This window comes from Streptomyces sp. NPDC021080 (assembly GCF_044333225.1).
Taxonomy (GTDB): domain Bacteria; phylum Actinomycetota; class Actinomycetes; order Streptomycetales; family Streptomycetaceae; genus Streptomyces.
Genome location: NZ_JBIRQM010000005.1, coordinates 357244 through 371996, shown reverse-complemented (window position 1 = coordinate 371996; position 14753 = coordinate 357244). Strand labels below are relative to the sequence as shown.

Genomic DNA, 14753 nt, shown 5'->3' with positions numbered 1-14753 from the left:
TCCCCAGGAGTCGTTTGAGTCCCACTGGTTCGGCATACGAGATATGCCTGGTCGCGGGGTAAGAGGGATGTAAGGCATGTGAGGTTCCATCACTTTCGGGGAGACTCGGCTCGGACTCGCCCCCAGGGGCACGGCACTACTGGAAGAGTCATATCCATGCAGGTCTGGCCTGGCGAGGCGTATCCACTCGGTGCCACGTACGACGGCGCCGGCACCAATTTCGCGGTCTTCTCGGAGGCCGCCGACCGTATTGAGCTGTGCCTTCTGCACGACGACGGCTCGGAGACGGCCGTGGAACTGCGGGAGACCGACGCGTTCGTGCGGCACGCGTACCTGCCCGGCGTCATGCCCGGGCAGCGGTACGGCTTCCGGGTGCACGGGCGGTACGCGCCCGAGCGCGGACAGCGCGCCAATTCCGCGAAGCTGCTGCTCGACCCGTACGCGCGTGCGATCGCGGGCTCCGTCAGCTGGGGCGAGGAGGTCTACGGCTATCCGTTCGGTTCACCCGACCGGCGCAACGACCTCGACTCGGCCCCGCACACCATGTCGTCGGTCGTGGTCAACCCGTACTTCGACTGGGGCGACGACCGGCGCCCCCGGACGGAGTACCACCACACGGTGATCTACGAGGCCCACGTGAAGGGCCTGACGATGCTGCATCCGGCGCTCCCGGACGAGCTGCGCGGCACCTACGCGGCCCTCGCGCACCCGGCGGTCATCGAACACCTGACGGAACTGGGCGTCACCGCGCTGGAACTGATGCCCGTGCACCAGTTCGTGAACGACCACCGGCTGGCCGACATGGGCCTCTGCAACTACTGGGGCTACAACACGATCGGCTTCTTCGCCCCGCACAACGCGTACGCCTCCTGGGGCGACCGGGGCCAGCAGGTGCTGGAGTTCAAGTCGGCCGTCCGGGCGCTGCACGAGGCCGGCATCGAGGTCATCCTCGACGTGGTCTACAACCACACGGCCGAGGGCAACCACCTGGGCCCGACGCTCTCCTTCAGGGGCCTCGACAACGCCTCGTACTACCGTCTGGCGGACGACCCCCGCTACTACACGGACACCACGGGCACGGGGAACTCCCTGCTCATGCGCTCCCCGCACGTGCTCCAGCTGATCATGGACTCGCTGCGCTACTGGGTCACCGACATGCACGTGGACGGCTTCCGCTTCGACCTCGCGGCCACCCTGGCACGGCAGTTCCACGAGGTGGACCGGCTGTCGTCGTTCTTCGACCTCGTCCAGCAGGACCCGGTGGTCTCCCAGGTGAAACTGATCGCCGAGCCCTGGGACGTCGGCGAGGGCGGCTACCAGGTGGGCAACTTCCCGCCCCTGTGGACCGAGTGGAACGGCAAGTACCGCGACACCGTGCGGGACCTGTGGCGCGGTGAGCCGCGCACGCTGGCCGAGTTCGCCTCCCGGCTGACCGGCTCCTCCGACCTCTACCAGGACGACGGCCGCCGTCCGCTCGCCTCCATCAACTTCGTGACCTGCCACGACGGCTTCACCCTGAACGACCTCGTGTCGTACAACGACAAGCACAACCAGGCCAACGGCGAGGACAACCGGGACGGCGAGAGCCACAACCGCTCCTGGAACTGCGGCGCCGAGGGCGAGAGCGACGACCCGGACGTGCTGGCGCTGCGGGCCCGGCAGCGGCGCAACTTCATCGCCACCCTCATGCTCTCCCAGGGCGTGCCGATGCTCAGCCACGGCGACGAGTTCGCGCGCTCCCAGGGCGGCAACAACAACGCCTACTGCCAGGACAGCGAGCTGGCCTGGGTGCCGTGGCCGGAGGAGGACTGCGAGCTCCTCGACTTCACGCGCGCGATGGTGTGGCTGCGCCGGGACCATCCCGTCTTCCGGCGGCGGCGCTTCTTCCACGGGCGGCCGGTCCAGGGCACCCACGACGAGCTCTCCGACATCGCGTGGTTCACCCCGGAGGGCCAGGAGATGACCCAGCGCGACTGGGGCTCCGCGCAGGCCCGGGCGCTGTCCGTGTTCCTGAACGGCAACGCGATCTCCGAACCGGGGGCCCGCGGGGAGCGCATCTGCGACGACTCCTTCCTGCTGATGTTCAACGCCTCCCCGAGGCCGCTGGAATTCGTCGTGCCGGCCGACCACGGCCGCCAGTGGCAGGTCGTCGTCGACACCTCCCTCCCGGAGGGAGTGGCGCCGGGTACGGGCGCGAAGGTCACGGCCGGCGACCGGCTGCCCCTGGTCGACCGGAGCATGACGGTGCTTCAGCGGCCCGCCTAGGGCGGGCCCTCTCTCCCGGGGCACGCGCGGGCACGCGCGCGTGGGCGTCCGCCGGGGGCCGCGCGTGCCGCCGGCCGGGCGGGAGGCCGCGCGCGGCACGGCCGGGGCGGTCGGCCCCGCGTGCCGCCGGCCGGAGCGGGGGGCCGTTGGTACCGCCGGACCGAGCCCAAGACCGTGCGTGGTCTTCTGCCGGTGCCGGAGGCCGTTGGTGCCGCCGGACCGGGCCCGAGACCGTGCGTGGTCTTCTGCGGGTGCGGAGGCCGTTGGTGCCGCCGGACCGGGCGGGAGGCCGTGCGTGCCCTTCTGCGGGCGCTGGTGACAGAAAGGCGGCCGAACGGGTACGTAGAGTCGCATGACACCTGAGCGCCCCGAACCGGCGATCGCGGACTCGGTCGTCCCCGGCCCGGCCGTCCCCGTCGTGCCGACCGCCACCTACCGGCTCCAGCTGCAGCCGGAGTTCCCCTTCCGCCGCGCCGAGGCGGCCGTGCCCTATCTGGCCTCGCTCGGCGTCTCCCACCTGCACCTGTCCCCCGTCCTGGAGGCCGTCCCCGGTTCGAAGCACGGCTACGACGTGGTGGACCACGCGCGCGTGCGGGCCGAACTGGGCGGTGAGGAGGGGCTGCGTTCCCTGGCGCGCACCGCGCGGGAGCACGGGCTCGGACTCGTCGTGGACATCGTCCCGAACCACATGGCGATGGCCCCCCGCCACAACCACGCCCTGTGGGAGGTGCTGCGCGAGGGCCCCCGGTCGCCGTACGCGCGCTGGTTCGACATCGACTGGGAGGCCCAGGGCGGGCGGCTGCTGCTGCCGGTGCTCGGGGACCGCCTCGGCGCCGAGATCGGCCAGCTGAAGGTCGACGGCGACATACTGCGCTACTACGACCACGTGTTCCCGCTGCGCGAGGGCACCGCGGGACTGCCGATGCCCGAGCTCCTGGACGCCCAGTGGTACCGCCCCGCCTGGTGGCGGCTGGCCCGCACCGAGCTCAACTACCGGCGCTTCTTCAGCATCTCGGAGCTCATCGGGGTGCGCGTCGAGGACCCGGAGGTGTTCGCGGCGACCCACGCGAAGATCCTGGAGCTCGTCGCCGACGGGGTGATCGACGGACTGCGGATCGACCATCCGGACGGGCTGGCGGACCCGGACGCCTATCTGCGCCGGCTGCACGGGGCGACCGGCGGACGCTGGATCGTGGTCGAGAAGATCCTCGCCGACGGCGAGCCGCTCCCGCCCGCCTGGCCCGTGGCGGGCACCACCGGCTACGACGCGCTGCGGCACGTCGACGGCCTCTTCACGGACGAGGCGGGCGCGAGCCGGCTGCTCGGCCGCTACCGGCGGTTCGCGGGTCCCCAGGCCGACCGGGGCGGCCACTGGGACAGCACGGTGCGCCGGGCGGCGTACGAGGTGATCACGCGTGAACTCGCCACGGAGGCCGAACGCCTCACCCGCGAGGCGAGCGCGCTGTGCGCCGCCTCCCCCGACCCCGCCGCGCGCGACCACGCGCCCTGGGCCCTGGGCGCCGCGCTGCGCGAGCTCCTGGTCCGGATGGAGGTGTACCGGCCCTATCCGTCCACGGACGCGGCCGGGGCGCTCACCGAGCGGGCCGCCGCCGAGGCCAGGTCGGCGTTCCGGGTGCCCGAGGAGGCGCACGCCGTGGATCTCGTACGGAACCTGCTGCTCGCGCGGGACGGCGACGGGCCCGGGGAGGCCGCCTTCCGGGCCCGGTTCGCGCAGACCTCGTCGGCGCTGCGGGCCAAATCGGTGGAGGACACGGCGTTCTACCGCTACGTGCCGCTGCTGTCGGCGAACGAGGTGGGCGGCGACCCGGGCAGCCCCGCGGTGTCCCCGGACGCCTTCCACGCCCACTGCGCGCGCGTGCAGCGCGACTGGCCCGCCACCGGAACCGTCCTGTCGACCCACGACACGAAACGCAGCGCGGACGTGCGCGCCGCCGTCTCCGTGCTCACCCAGTGCCCCGAGACCTGGTCCGAGGTCCTGGCGGAGGTGACCCGCGAGAGCCCCGGGACGCCCGACCCGCAGGTGGCGTGGGCCGCGTGGCAGACGGTGTTCGGCCTGGGCCCCGCCACCGGTGAGGACGGGACCGGCTCCGGGACCGGCTCCGGGACCGGCTCCGGGACCGGCTCCGGGGCCGACTCCGGATCCGGGGGCTACGCGGAGCGGGTCCGGGAAGCCCTGCTGAAGCACGTCAGGGAGGCCGGGACGCGCACCGCCTGGACCGAGCGGGACACCGCGTACGAGGACGCGGTGGCGGAGTTCGTCACCGACGGGCCGTGCGGGCCCCCTGGACGGCGTGTGGCCGCCCTGCGGGCCTCACTGGACCCCCACGTGCGGGCGAACGTCCTGGGCGCCGCCCTGGTCCATCTGACGATGCCCGGGGTGCCGGACGTGTACCAGGGCACCGAGGACGAGTACCGGGCCCTGGTGGACCCGGACAACAGGGAGGCGTTCGCGCCGCGCGACCCGGCCGCGGAGAAACCCGCGCTGACGGCCGCCGTGCTGCGTCTGCGAGCCCGGCGGCCCGACGTCTTCGGCTGCTCGGCGACGTACACGCCGCTGCGGGCCGAGGGCCCGGCGGCCGGACACTGCGTGGCGTTCGTGCGCTCGGGAGAGGTCGTCACGGCCGTCACCCGGCTGTCGCTGGCTCTCGCCGAGGCGGGCGGCTGGCGGGACACCGTGCTCGCGCTTCCCCCGGGGCGGTGGACGGACGTGCTTGCCCCCGGCTCCGCGCAGCGCGAGTTCACCGGCCGCGCGCGCGTGGCGGACCTCTTCGGGAGGTCACCCGTCGTGCTGCTGGAGCGCGTCAGCGCGGACACACCGGAAGGGTCCGGGGAGAACGGCTGACCAGTCCCTCGGGGCGCGGCCGGGGCCCGGGGGCCCCGCGCAGGTCCGGCAGCACGGTCAGCAGGGCGCGCAGCCCGGCCTCCGCCGTCAGCCGGGCCAGCCGGGCGCCCGGGCAGTGGTGCGGTCCCCAGCCGTACGCGAGGTCGCCCGGGTCGGCACGGAAGATGTCGTAGCGGTCCGGGTCGGCGAACCGTGCCGGGTCGCGGCCCGCGGCGCCGAGCAGGCACGCCACGGTGGCGCCCTCGGGGATCGGGCCGATCGGTTCGAGCGCCCGGCGGGCCACGATCTGCAGCGGCGGGTCGCGGCGCAGCGACTCGGCCCAGGCGGCGCCCGCCAGTTCGGGGCGGGCACGGATCAGGCCGAGCCGGTCCGGATGGTCGAGAAGGTTGGCGAGGAACGACGCGAGGGCGCGCGCGGTCGTCTCGCCGGCCGCGCCCAGCACGGTCCCGGCGAGTTCGGTCACGGCCTCGTCCGGCAGGGGACGTCCGCCGGGGCGGGCCGCGCACAGCTCGGACAGCAGGTCGTCACCGGGGTGGGCGCGGCGGCGGACGATGTGGGGCCGCAGGTAGGCGCCGAGTCCGGGGTGGCGGCCGCCGAGGTGGTCGAGTCCGGTGCGGCACCAGGCGTGGACGCGCGCGGTGTCCTCGTACGGCAGTCCGAGCGCGGCGACGGCCGCGGCGGCGGGCAGCCACTGGCAGAACTCGGCGACGAGATCGGCCTCCCGACGGGACGCCAGCCGGCTCGCGAGGACGTACGCGGTGCGCTCGGCGCCCGCTCGCAGCGCGGCCGGCACCCGGTCCCGCAGCGCCGGGGACACGACGGCCCGGTACGCGCCGTGGGCCGGTACGGGTCCGGGTGACGGCGCGACGAGGCGCGGGTCCGCGAGCACGGCACGCACATCGGCGTACCTGCTGACCAGCCAGGCGCCGAACGGCTCGTCGTGGACCAGGGGGAAGTCTCCGCGCAGGGTGCGATAAAGCGGGTGGGGATCACGCTCGGTCCCCGCGTCGAGCAGGCTCGCGGGGGCGCCCGCGCGCGCGGACGGCCCGCACGGCGGCGTGTACGGCCGGCACGGCCCGTCCGACGGGGAACCGGACGGGGTGGGGGCGGATGGGGTGGGGGCGGACGGAATCGCCGACGGGTGCGCCGGGGCCGGGGGGAGCGTGGGGGTCGCCGTCGGGGCGCCTTCGCCGGGAAGGCCGTGTGGACACAGCACCGCGGGCCACCACCTCGGGTCTGCGCGCGGACCCGCGCGCGGTTGTTCCGAGTCGACCACCGCCCGGCCGCGACCGCAGGTCCCGTACACCCGGACGAGTGAATCGTGTACGTCACACCGGTTCACCCGCCCGTGGCGCGGGCGTACGCCGGTCGCCGCCTCCCCGGCGCCCGCTCCGTCCGGCCCGCTCCGGTTCTCCGCAGGCCCGCGGGACGCGGTCGGCTCCGGCCGGGGAGGCAGCGCACCCGCCGCTGCCCGTTGCCGGTGGAAAATGCCACCTGGGGTCCCCGGCGGCCCCGCCGACGCGTCCTTGACAGTTCTCCGAGACCGTGGAGTACTGCCAAAAGCGACGCAGGCCGGACAAGTCGGGGGTGAGTGATCTGCCGGAGTTGCGCTACCCCAGTGTGACCGAAATCGTGTCGTCCGCCTCGGCGCTGACGGCCCACCGGCCCGACCTGTGCGTCCTTCGGCAAGTGGGCGCCTCCCGCGCGGGCAGACCCCTCCACCTGCTGTCCGTCGGCCACGCCCGGCGCGCGGTCCTCGTGGTGGCGGGCGCCCACGCCAACGAACCGACCGGCGGTTCGACCCTGCTGTCCCTGGCCGAACGTGTGCTGTACCGAAGGGAGTTGCGCCGGGACACCGCATGGCACTTTCTGCTCTGCGCGGACCCCGACGGGGCGAGCCTGCATCAGACGCCCGCGCCGCGGACCCTCCTCGAGTACCACCTGGGCTTCTTCCGGCCGGCCGGGCCCGAGCAGCCGGAGTGGGCGCCCTCCGTCCTGCCGCCCGACCGGCTCCCGCCGGAGACCCGGGCACTGACCCGGGTCATCGACGAGGTGCGGCCCTACCTCCAGGTCACCCTGCACGGAACGGATCTGGGCGGCAGCTGGGTGCAGTTGACCAAGGACATCCCGGGCCTCGCCGAGCCGTTCGCCAAGTCCGCGGCGGAGCTGCGCATCCCGGTCGAGACGGCCGCCTCGGACGCCGCGGGCTGGCCCGCCTCGGGGCCCGGGGTGCATGTGATGCCGGCGCCCGGCTCGGACACGGCGTACCCGAGCATGCCGGACGACGCCCGGCACAGCACCTGGTACCACGCCCACCGGTACGGCGGTCTGACGGCCGTCGTGGAGGTGCCGATGTGGGCCGGCGACCTGGTGGACGATCCGGCGCCGCATCCCGCGCCCGCGGCGGCGATGCGAGGCCTGGCCCACCGGCTGGTGACGGACGCCGATCAGGTGGAGGCGGTGCTCGGGCGGGCCCTGCCACGGCTGCGGGGACCCGACGGCCCCCTTCTGCGGGCCGCGAAGTGGGCGCTGGACCTGGTGCCGGGGCTCGCCGCGGACTGGTCGCAGCCGCCCCCCGTGGACACGACGATGGCGTACGTGGGCAGCGTGGACGCGTTCGGCCGGCGGATCCCGCTGCGGGCGGCGTCGATGCTGCTGCGCGTGCTCCGGGAGGCCGACGACCGCGAGGCACCACGCCTCGAACAGCTGGTCGCCGGCTGGAGCGACGCCTTCGCGGAACGCTTCCGCGCACGCTGGGTGCCGCTGGAGAACCAGGTCGAGCACCAGGCCCGTACGGTGATGGCGGCCGCCCGCCACGCGCGCGAGGGCGCCGCCTGACTCAGCCCGGCAGATCGAACACCGCGCCCGTCCCGGCCTTCATCACGCAGGAGTTGGAGAACGTGTGCCGGTAGTCGACCCGGCGGCCGTCCCACCGGCCGTACGCCGACACCGTCACCGGCGCGTACAGCATCGGGCACATGGCGCCGGTCTCGCGGGGGATGCGGTCGATGTCGCCCCGGGCGGCGGCGAGTTGCCGGCAGGCCTCGGCCGCGTGGTCGTGGCCCTGCGGCGGGTCGCAGAGCAGCAGGACGCCTCGGGTGTCGCCGGAGCGGGCGTCGCCGCGAGTGACGGCGAGGCCGAGCCAGTTGCCGGGACCGTGCCGGGGGGACGCGTGGGCCGCCGGGGCCGTGCCCGCCAGAAGGAGTGCGAGCGGGACGAGCAGACCGGCGCGGATCGCTCGAAGGGTTGTCGTCATTCCCGGTGCATCGGCACCGTGGCCCGCGCGGTCCAGCCGGAGTCACCCGAACGGGGACGCGCTCCGGTGCGGCGGCCGGCGAGTTCGAACGCGGCGAGGACGACGCGCGCCTGGTACTCGGCCTGGCGTGCGACGGGGATCCAGCGCGCGCCGCAGCCGTCGCGGTAGTCGGCGCACCACAGGTCGATCAGCCGGTCGAGTTCGGGCAGCGCGCCGTACGGGTCCTGCCCGGAGGCGGTGATCAGCTGGTGCAGCAGTCCGGCGGTGCGCAGGGCGACCCGGCGCCCGGCGAGGCGCAGGGCGGTGAGCCGGGCGGTGTCGAGCTCCGGAAGGGCTCGCGTCCCGGCGCCACGCACGTCGGGGTCCCAGGAGTCGGCGAGTCCGGGGCCGACCAGTAAATAGTCGTCGACGGGGGCGAGCAGACAGGCCGCGTCGCGTGAGCTGCCGAGGCCGGGGCGCACCCGGACCAGGATGTCCTCCAGGACCTGGGTGTCGTGCCGCAGGGTGCGGCTGAGCGAGCGCAGCACCGCGTCGGGATCGGCGGGGCGCGCCGGGTCCTCGACGGCGCCGACACCCCACATGGGTGCCTCGACGATCGCGGTGACCGTGCCGTGCGGCTGGGGGTGGAACCAGGTGGAGTCGACGGCTGCCTCCGTGATGGCCGCGGCGAGGTCTCCCGTGCGGGCCGGCGGCGGGACGCGGTAGACGGCGGGGCCGAGGGCCGGCCAGTACAGGGTGTCGTAGGGGCCGAGTTCGCGCGGGATGCCGAGGCGGGCGGCGCTGTGCGCGACACGCCGGGAGAGGCCGGGCAGGTCGCGGGTCAGCTCGACGAAGGCGCCGCCGACGTCGACGCCGTGCAGGGAGCACTGCAGGAACGGCCTCAGTTCGTCCTGGAGGCCGAGCAGGACGCGGGTCTCCGGCAGGGCGGCGTCGTCCGGGCCGTCGGGCAGCCATTCCGGCTGTTCGCGGAAGCCGGGCCGGAAGAAGTGCCGGAAGTAGTGGCCGAGTGTGTAAGGGCCTTGGAGCCAGGCCTCGTTGCGGCGGGAGCCGTCGGGGTCGAGGCAGAGCAGCAGGTTCCAGGTGGCGTCCGCGCCCTCGGTGAGGCGGGGGTCGGCGAGCGCCCGTTCGGCCAGCCTGAGGGCGGTCGCTCCGCCCACGGGTTCGTTGGCGTGCGGTCCGGCGACGACGAGGACCTGGCGACTGCCGTGTCCGACGCTCAGGAGCAGCATCGGTGTGCCCTCCCGGGAGGTGCCCACGCGGCGCAGCCGGGCGTCGCCGGGGCACCGGGCGACGAGCGCGGCGGCGCGGACGCCGAGTTCGTCCACGGTCGGGTAGCGGCGCAGTGGCGGCAGAGCACACCTCCACTCGTACGGTGCCGTCGTTTCACCTGATGTGCACGAAGTACACACAGTCAGTCACGGACTCGAGGGTACGTCAACACCGCGGGAGCGGTAAGGAGCGCGCGAAGGGGCGCCGGGTGGTCCCTGGCGCGAGGGCGACGGGTGGGCCCCGGTCCGTGTCCGGTCGCCGGGGCGCGGGAACTCCTCGCGCGCGCCGTGCGATGCCGTGCGGTGCCGTGGTTCAGGCCGAGGCGAGGCGGAACAGCATGCGGCCGAAGCCGACCTGGTCGCCGTCCTTCACGACGGACGCGCCGATGACGCGCCGTCCGTTGACGGTCGTTCCGTTGGTCGAGCCGAGGTCGCGCAGCACCCACACACCGCCCTGGCGGCGCAGTTCGGCGTGCACCCGGGACACCGTCTCGTGGTTGAGGCGCAGTCCGCTGGCCGGGTCGCGGCCGATGCGCAGCGGGTAGGCGTCACCCGGGTCGGGCAGCTGCAGTTTGGGCAGCCGCTCGGCCTGCCATGCCCGGCGCAGCCGGACGGTGAAGCCGGAGACGGCCTCCACCGTGCCGAACACCCGCTTCGACCAGCGGCGCCCGGCGGCCTCGTCGCCGGTGGGCAGGTCGGCGGTGAGCACGGCGAGTTCCTCGGAGCGGCGGGCGGACAGTGCCAGCTCCATGCGGTGGACGAACGTGTCGTGCGACAGACGGCCGAGGGCGACGCCGTCGCGGAGGGACTTGAGCGCCCGGTCGCGCTCCGCGTCGGACAGCCGCGCGGGGTACGGATGGAACTCGAAGGACGACGTCACGCTCGTGATTGTCGGCCAGTAACGACAGGGTGTCCAGAAGACCCGGAAACGGCTGGTGGGGCCGGGTGCCGCCGTTCGCGCGACGGAAGGGCGTCGGAAGGGCGACGGACACGCGGCAAAAGGGTGGATCCGTAAGCGAATTGATCTCCGGTGGAGCACCATGGACGGGCTGGGTCACTGCGAGCCGACAAGGGGGAAGCGTCCATGCGATTCGAGGTGTGGGCACCGCGGGCCGACCGGATGACGCTCCATTGCGCCGGTGTCACGAGCCCGTTGGACCGTGACGCCGGGCGGGCCGGATGGTGGACGGGCGAGGCGGAGGCGGCGGAGGGGACCCGGTACGGGTTCGCGGTGGACGACGGTCCGGTCCTGCCCGATCCCCGCTCGCGCCGCCAGCCGGACGGCCCCGACGGACTGAGCGCGGTGGTCGACCAGGGCGGGTACGCCTGGCGCGCCGACTGGCCCGGACGACCGCTGCCGGGCGCGGTCCTCTACGAGCTGCACGTGGGCACGTACACCCCCGAGGGCACGTTGGACGCGGCGGCGGACCGGCTCGGGCATCTGGCCGAACTGGGCATCACACACGTCGAGTTGATGCCGCTGTGCCCGTTCCCCGGTCGGCACGGCTGGGGGTACGAGGGTGTGTCCCTGTGGGCCGTGCACGAGCCGTACGGCGGTCCCGAGGCGCTGAAGCGCTTCGTCGACCGGGCGCACGAGCTGGGCCTCGGTGTCGTCCTCGACGTCGTGCACAACCATCTCGGCCCGTCCGGCAATCATCTGCCCGCGTTCGGGCCCTACTTCACGGACACCCACCAGACGCCCTGGGGCTCCGCGGTGAACCTCGACGCGCCCGGGTCGGACGAGGTGCGCGCCTACCTCGTGGGCAGCGCGCTGGCCTGGCTGCGCGACTACCGGCTCGACGGGCTGCGGCTCGACGCGGTGCACGCTCTGCGGGACACCCGGGCGGTGCACTTCCTGGAGGAGCTGTCGGCGGCCGTGGACGCGCTCGCCGGCGACCTGGGCCGGCCGCTCTTCCTGATCGGCGAGTCGGACCTCAACGACCCGCGGCTCATCACCTCCCGCGAGGAGGGCGGTCTCGGGCTGCACGCGCAGTGGAACGACGACTTCCACCACGCGCTGCACACCACGCTGACCGGCGAGGCGCAGGGCTACTACGCGGACTTCGCCGAGGCCCCGCCCACCGCCCTGTGCAAGACGCTGACGTCGGGCTTCTTCCACAACGGCACCTGGTCCAGCTTCCGCGGACGGCATCACGGCCGGCCGCTGGACCGTGCGCGCGTCTCGGCGCAGCGCCTGCTCGGCTACACCCAGACGCACGACCAGATCGGCAACCGCGCCCAGGGGGACCGGCTGTCGGCCTCCCTGTCCCCCGGACTGCTGGCCTGCGCCGCCGCGCTGACCCTCACCGCGGCGTTCACGCCGATGCTCTTCATGGGCGAGGAGTGGGGCGCCACGACACCCTGGCAGTTCTTCACCGACCACACCGACCCCGAGCTCGCGGACGCCGTACGGCGGGGCAGGCGGCGGGAGTTCGCGGCGCACGGCTGGGCCGAGGAGGACGTGCCGGACCCGCAGGACCCGGCGACCCGGGACCGCTCCTGTCTCGACTGGTCGGAGCCCGACAGGGCGCCGCACGCGCGCCTGCTGGCCTGGTACCGCGAACTGATCGCCCTGCGCCACGCCCAGGCCGACCTGTCGGACCCCGACCTCGCGGCGGTCAGGGTCGCCCACGATCCCGAAGCCCGCTGGATCGCCGTACGGCGCGGGGACGTCCGGGTCGCCGTGAACCTCGGCAAGGATCCCGCGGCGATTCCCCTCGGCATCCGCCGCGCGCGCGTCCTCGCGTCCTGGGATCCGGTCGAGGCGCCGGGCACGGACGGGATGCTGAACGTGCCGGGCGAGTCGTGCGTGGTGCTGGCCCAGGCGTGAGGAGGTTCCGGTGCAGCGGCCGGCGAACGTCGCCTGCCGCGGCACTACGGCGCGTCCGGCCCGTCCCGCAGGTCCGTGACCCGCTCCAGCAGGATCGACTCCCAGGCGCGGCTCAACTGGGACTCCAGGAGAGGAAGTTGTCCGGCATCGCCGCCGTGGAGGCCCTCGGCGAGCCGGATGACGGTGTCGCAGCGGGCGAGCCACAGGCCGCGCAGACAGGGGCGGGCACCGTAGCCGGCGAGGGTGGCGGCGCGTACGGCCGCGGGGGCGCCGACGGCGACGGCGAGCCCGGCGATGTCCTCGGCCGGATCCCCGATCACCGCGCCGGTCCAGTCGAGGACGCCCCGCACCCGTCCGTCGGGGCCGACCACGAGGTGCTCGCCCAGGAGACGGTGGTGCACGAGGACCGGGGCGCCGGTCTGCACACCGAGCTGGACGGCGGCGGGCGCGGCGAGCTGGTCGAACCGCGCGGGGTCGAACTCCTCCGCGGGAAGCCGTCCGGCGGCCCGTACGGCGGCGGCCCGCAGCGCCTCCAGCGAGCGCGGCGGGGTCCGGGGCACCCCCAGCGTCTCGGCCTGCCGTACGGGGACCTCGCGCAGCCCGGTCAGCAGCTCCGCCAGGTCGGCCTCGCCGAGTGCCGAGACGGCGTGCTCCTCACCGGAGACGCCGGGCACCTTGGTGTCCAGGGTGTAGCTCAGTCCGCCCGTCCACTCGCCCCGCGCGACACTCATCGGAACGGCGCCGCCGACGAAGGGGCGGACCAGATCGCGCAGCCGCAGTTCACGGCGCTGGCGCAGGGAGGCCTCGCGGTCCGGGGCGAGCCGCAGCACATGGCGACGGCCCACCCACCAGGTGAAGTGCCCGCCCCGCTCGCGGACGGGCACCACCTCCGGTCCCGGACCGGGCGCGGTGTCGTCGGTGAGCAGGGAGCGGACCAGCCGTCGGACGGCCTCGGGGGCCGGTGCCGGCGCGGGTTCCGGTGTCGGTGTCGGGTTCATGGTCGCGCCCTTGTCGTCCGGGGGCGGGGGCGAAGCGGTGGCCGCGCGGTCTGCGGGCGCATGTCAGTCGACGATCACCATCTCGCGGGAGGTGTTGTTGAGCCGGCGTCCGCCGTCCTCGGTCACCGTGACGATGTCCTCGATACGGACCCCGAAGCGGCCGGGCAGATAGATCCCCGGCTCCACGGAGAAGCACATGCCCGGGACCAGGGGCTGTTCCTCGCCCTCGACCATGTAGGGCGGTTCGTGGGTGGTGACGCCGATGCCGTGCCCGGTGCGGTGGATGAAGTACTCGCCGTACCCGGCGGCCTCGATGACGGCCCGCGCCGCGCGGTCGACGTCCTGGCAGGCGGCCCCGGGCCTGACGGCACGGAAGCCGGCCTCCTGGGCCTCGCGCACGATGTCGTGGACCTTGCGCTCCTCGTCGTCCGGCTCGCCGACGTGCACCGTGCGGGAGGTGTCGGAGCCGTAGCCGTCCTTGAGGCCGCCGAAGTCCAGGACCACCATGTCGCCGTCCTCGATCACGCGTTCGTCGGCCTCGTGGTGCGGGTTGGCGCCGTTGGGGCCCGAGGCGACGATGGTGAAGTCCACCTGGGAGTGCCCGAACCGGCGCAGCAGTTCGGCGAGGTCGTGGGAGACCTCCGACTCCCTGCGGTCGGCGAAGCGGACCTTGCGGATCTCCTCGAACGCCTCGTCCGCGGCGGCTCCGGCGGCCGCGAGCCGCTCCAGTTCGGCCGCGTCCTTGACGGCCCTGAGCATCGGGAGGGCCTCGGTCAGGGCCGCGTAGCGGGTGTCGGGGAGCCGCTGCTGAAGGCCGAGCAGATGCAGGGCCCAGCCGTTGTCGCTGATGCCGAAGCGGCCGGCGCGGTCCAGGAGGGGCTCGGCCGTCGCGTAGGGGTCCATGCCGTCGGTCCAGGCGTGCAGGGTCAGCGCGGGCGCGCCGGCCGACTTGGCCGCGTCGGGCGCCTCCAGGGTGGGCACGACGAGGGCGGGGCCGTGTCCCGCCCGCAGCACCAGCAGGGTGAGCCGCTCGGTCTCCACCGGGCGGTACCCGGTCAGCCACACCAGGTCCGGCCCCGGGGCGACCAGGACGCCGTCGAGTCCGGCGTCGGCCGCGGCCTCGGCGGCGCGCCGCATCCGGGCCTCGTAGTCGTCGGCGGTGAAGGGCGCGGGTGTGGCGGCGGTCATCCATGCCTCCGTATGGTCCGGAGTTCCCCCAGAGGGCTACGGCAGCATCCTGCCCCTCCGGTGGGGTGTGCGCGAGCCGGTTGCG

General features: G+C 74.2%; 10 protein-coding genes. 4 read left to right on the top strand and 6 right to left on the bottom strand.

Annotated elements, in window-relative coordinates:
* Positions 1 to 156 precede the first annotated feature (156 nt).
* Together glgX and treY are read left to right on the top strand one after the other, a co-directional pair.
* A complete protein-coding gene (glgX, locus tag ACH4S8_RS14825; protein ID WP_398393738.1) occupies positions 157 to 2265 on the top strand; it encodes a glycogen debranching protein GlgX in 2109 nt (702 codons plus the stop codon).
* A gap of 352 nt (positions 2266 to 2617) precedes the next feature.
* The gene (gene treY / locus ACH4S8_RS14820; protein ID WP_398393736.1) at positions 2618 to 5128 is read left to right on the top strand and encodes a malto-oligosyltrehalose synthase; all 2511 of its coding nucleotides are present in this window, start codon (positions 2618 to 2620) and stop codon (positions 5126 to 5128) included.
* Here treY and ACH4S8_RS14815 read toward each other — a convergent pair.
* Positions 5088 to 6344, bottom strand: coding sequence for a cytochrome P450 (locus ACH4S8_RS14815; RefSeq protein WP_398393734.1), 1257 nt, complete (start codon positions 6342 to 6344; stop codon positions 5088 to 5090). The genes treY and ACH4S8_RS14815 overlap by 41 nt on opposite strands.
* Before the next feature lie 371 nt (positions 6345 to 6715).
* On the opposite strand from ACH4S8_RS14815, the gene ACH4S8_RS14810 reads away from it, so the two are divergent.
* Positions 6716 to 7966, top strand: coding sequence for a M14 family zinc carboxypeptidase (locus tag ACH4S8_RS14810; protein ID WP_398393731.1), 1251 nt, complete (start codon positions 6716 to 6718; stop codon positions 7964 to 7966).
* 1 nt (position 7967) lies between these two features.
* Here the strand turns inward: ACH4S8_RS14810 and ACH4S8_RS14805 are convergent, their stop codons facing one another.
* From ACH4S8_RS14805 to ACH4S8_RS14795, 3 genes are all read right to left on the bottom strand, one after another.
* Positions 7968 to 8384: an SSI family serine proteinase inhibitor gene (locus ACH4S8_RS14805; protein ID WP_398393729.1), complete on the bottom strand. Its 417-nt coding sequence runs from the start codon at positions 8382 to 8384 to the stop codon at positions 7968 to 7970.
* Complete coding sequence (locus ACH4S8_RS14800) at positions 8381 to 9709, bottom strand: M14 family zinc carboxypeptidase (protein WP_398393727.1); 1329 nt, start codon at positions 9707 to 9709, stop codon at positions 8381 to 8383. The genes ACH4S8_RS14805 and ACH4S8_RS14800 overlap by 4 nt, the downstream gene beginning before the upstream one ends.
* A 256-nt stretch (positions 9710 to 9965) precedes the next feature.
* Entirely contained in the window at positions 9966 to 10532 is a 567-nt protein-coding gene (locus tag ACH4S8_RS14795; RefSeq protein WP_398393725.1) for an FHA domain-containing protein, read from the bottom strand.
* Positions 10533 to 10736: 204 nt separating this feature from the next.
* On the opposite strand from ACH4S8_RS14795, the gene treZ reads away from it, so the two are divergent.
* Positions 10737 to 12482 carry a malto-oligosyltrehalose trehalohydrolase gene (gene treZ, locus ACH4S8_RS14790; RefSeq protein WP_398393723.1) on the top strand — a complete coding sequence of 582 codons (1746 nt, stop codon included), beginning with the start codon at positions 10737 to 10739 and terminating at the stop codon, positions 12480 to 12482.
* A 44-nt stretch (positions 12483 to 12526) separates the two neighbouring features.
* Here treZ and ACH4S8_RS14785 read toward each other — a convergent pair whose 3' ends face one another.
* The gene (locus tag ACH4S8_RS14785) at positions 12527 to 13480 is read right to left on the bottom strand and encodes an aminoglycoside phosphotransferase family protein (RefSeq protein WP_398393721.1); all 954 of its coding nucleotides are present in this window, start codon (positions 13478 to 13480) and stop codon (positions 12527 to 12529) included.
* A gap of 63 nt (positions 13481 to 13543) precedes the next feature.
* On the bottom strand, positions 13544 to 14668 hold the full coding sequence (locus tag ACH4S8_RS14780; protein ID WP_398393719.1) for an aminopeptidase P family protein: 1125 nt from the start codon (positions 14666 to 14668) through the stop codon (positions 13544 to 13546).
* Positions 14669 to 14753: the final 85 nt, after the last annotated feature.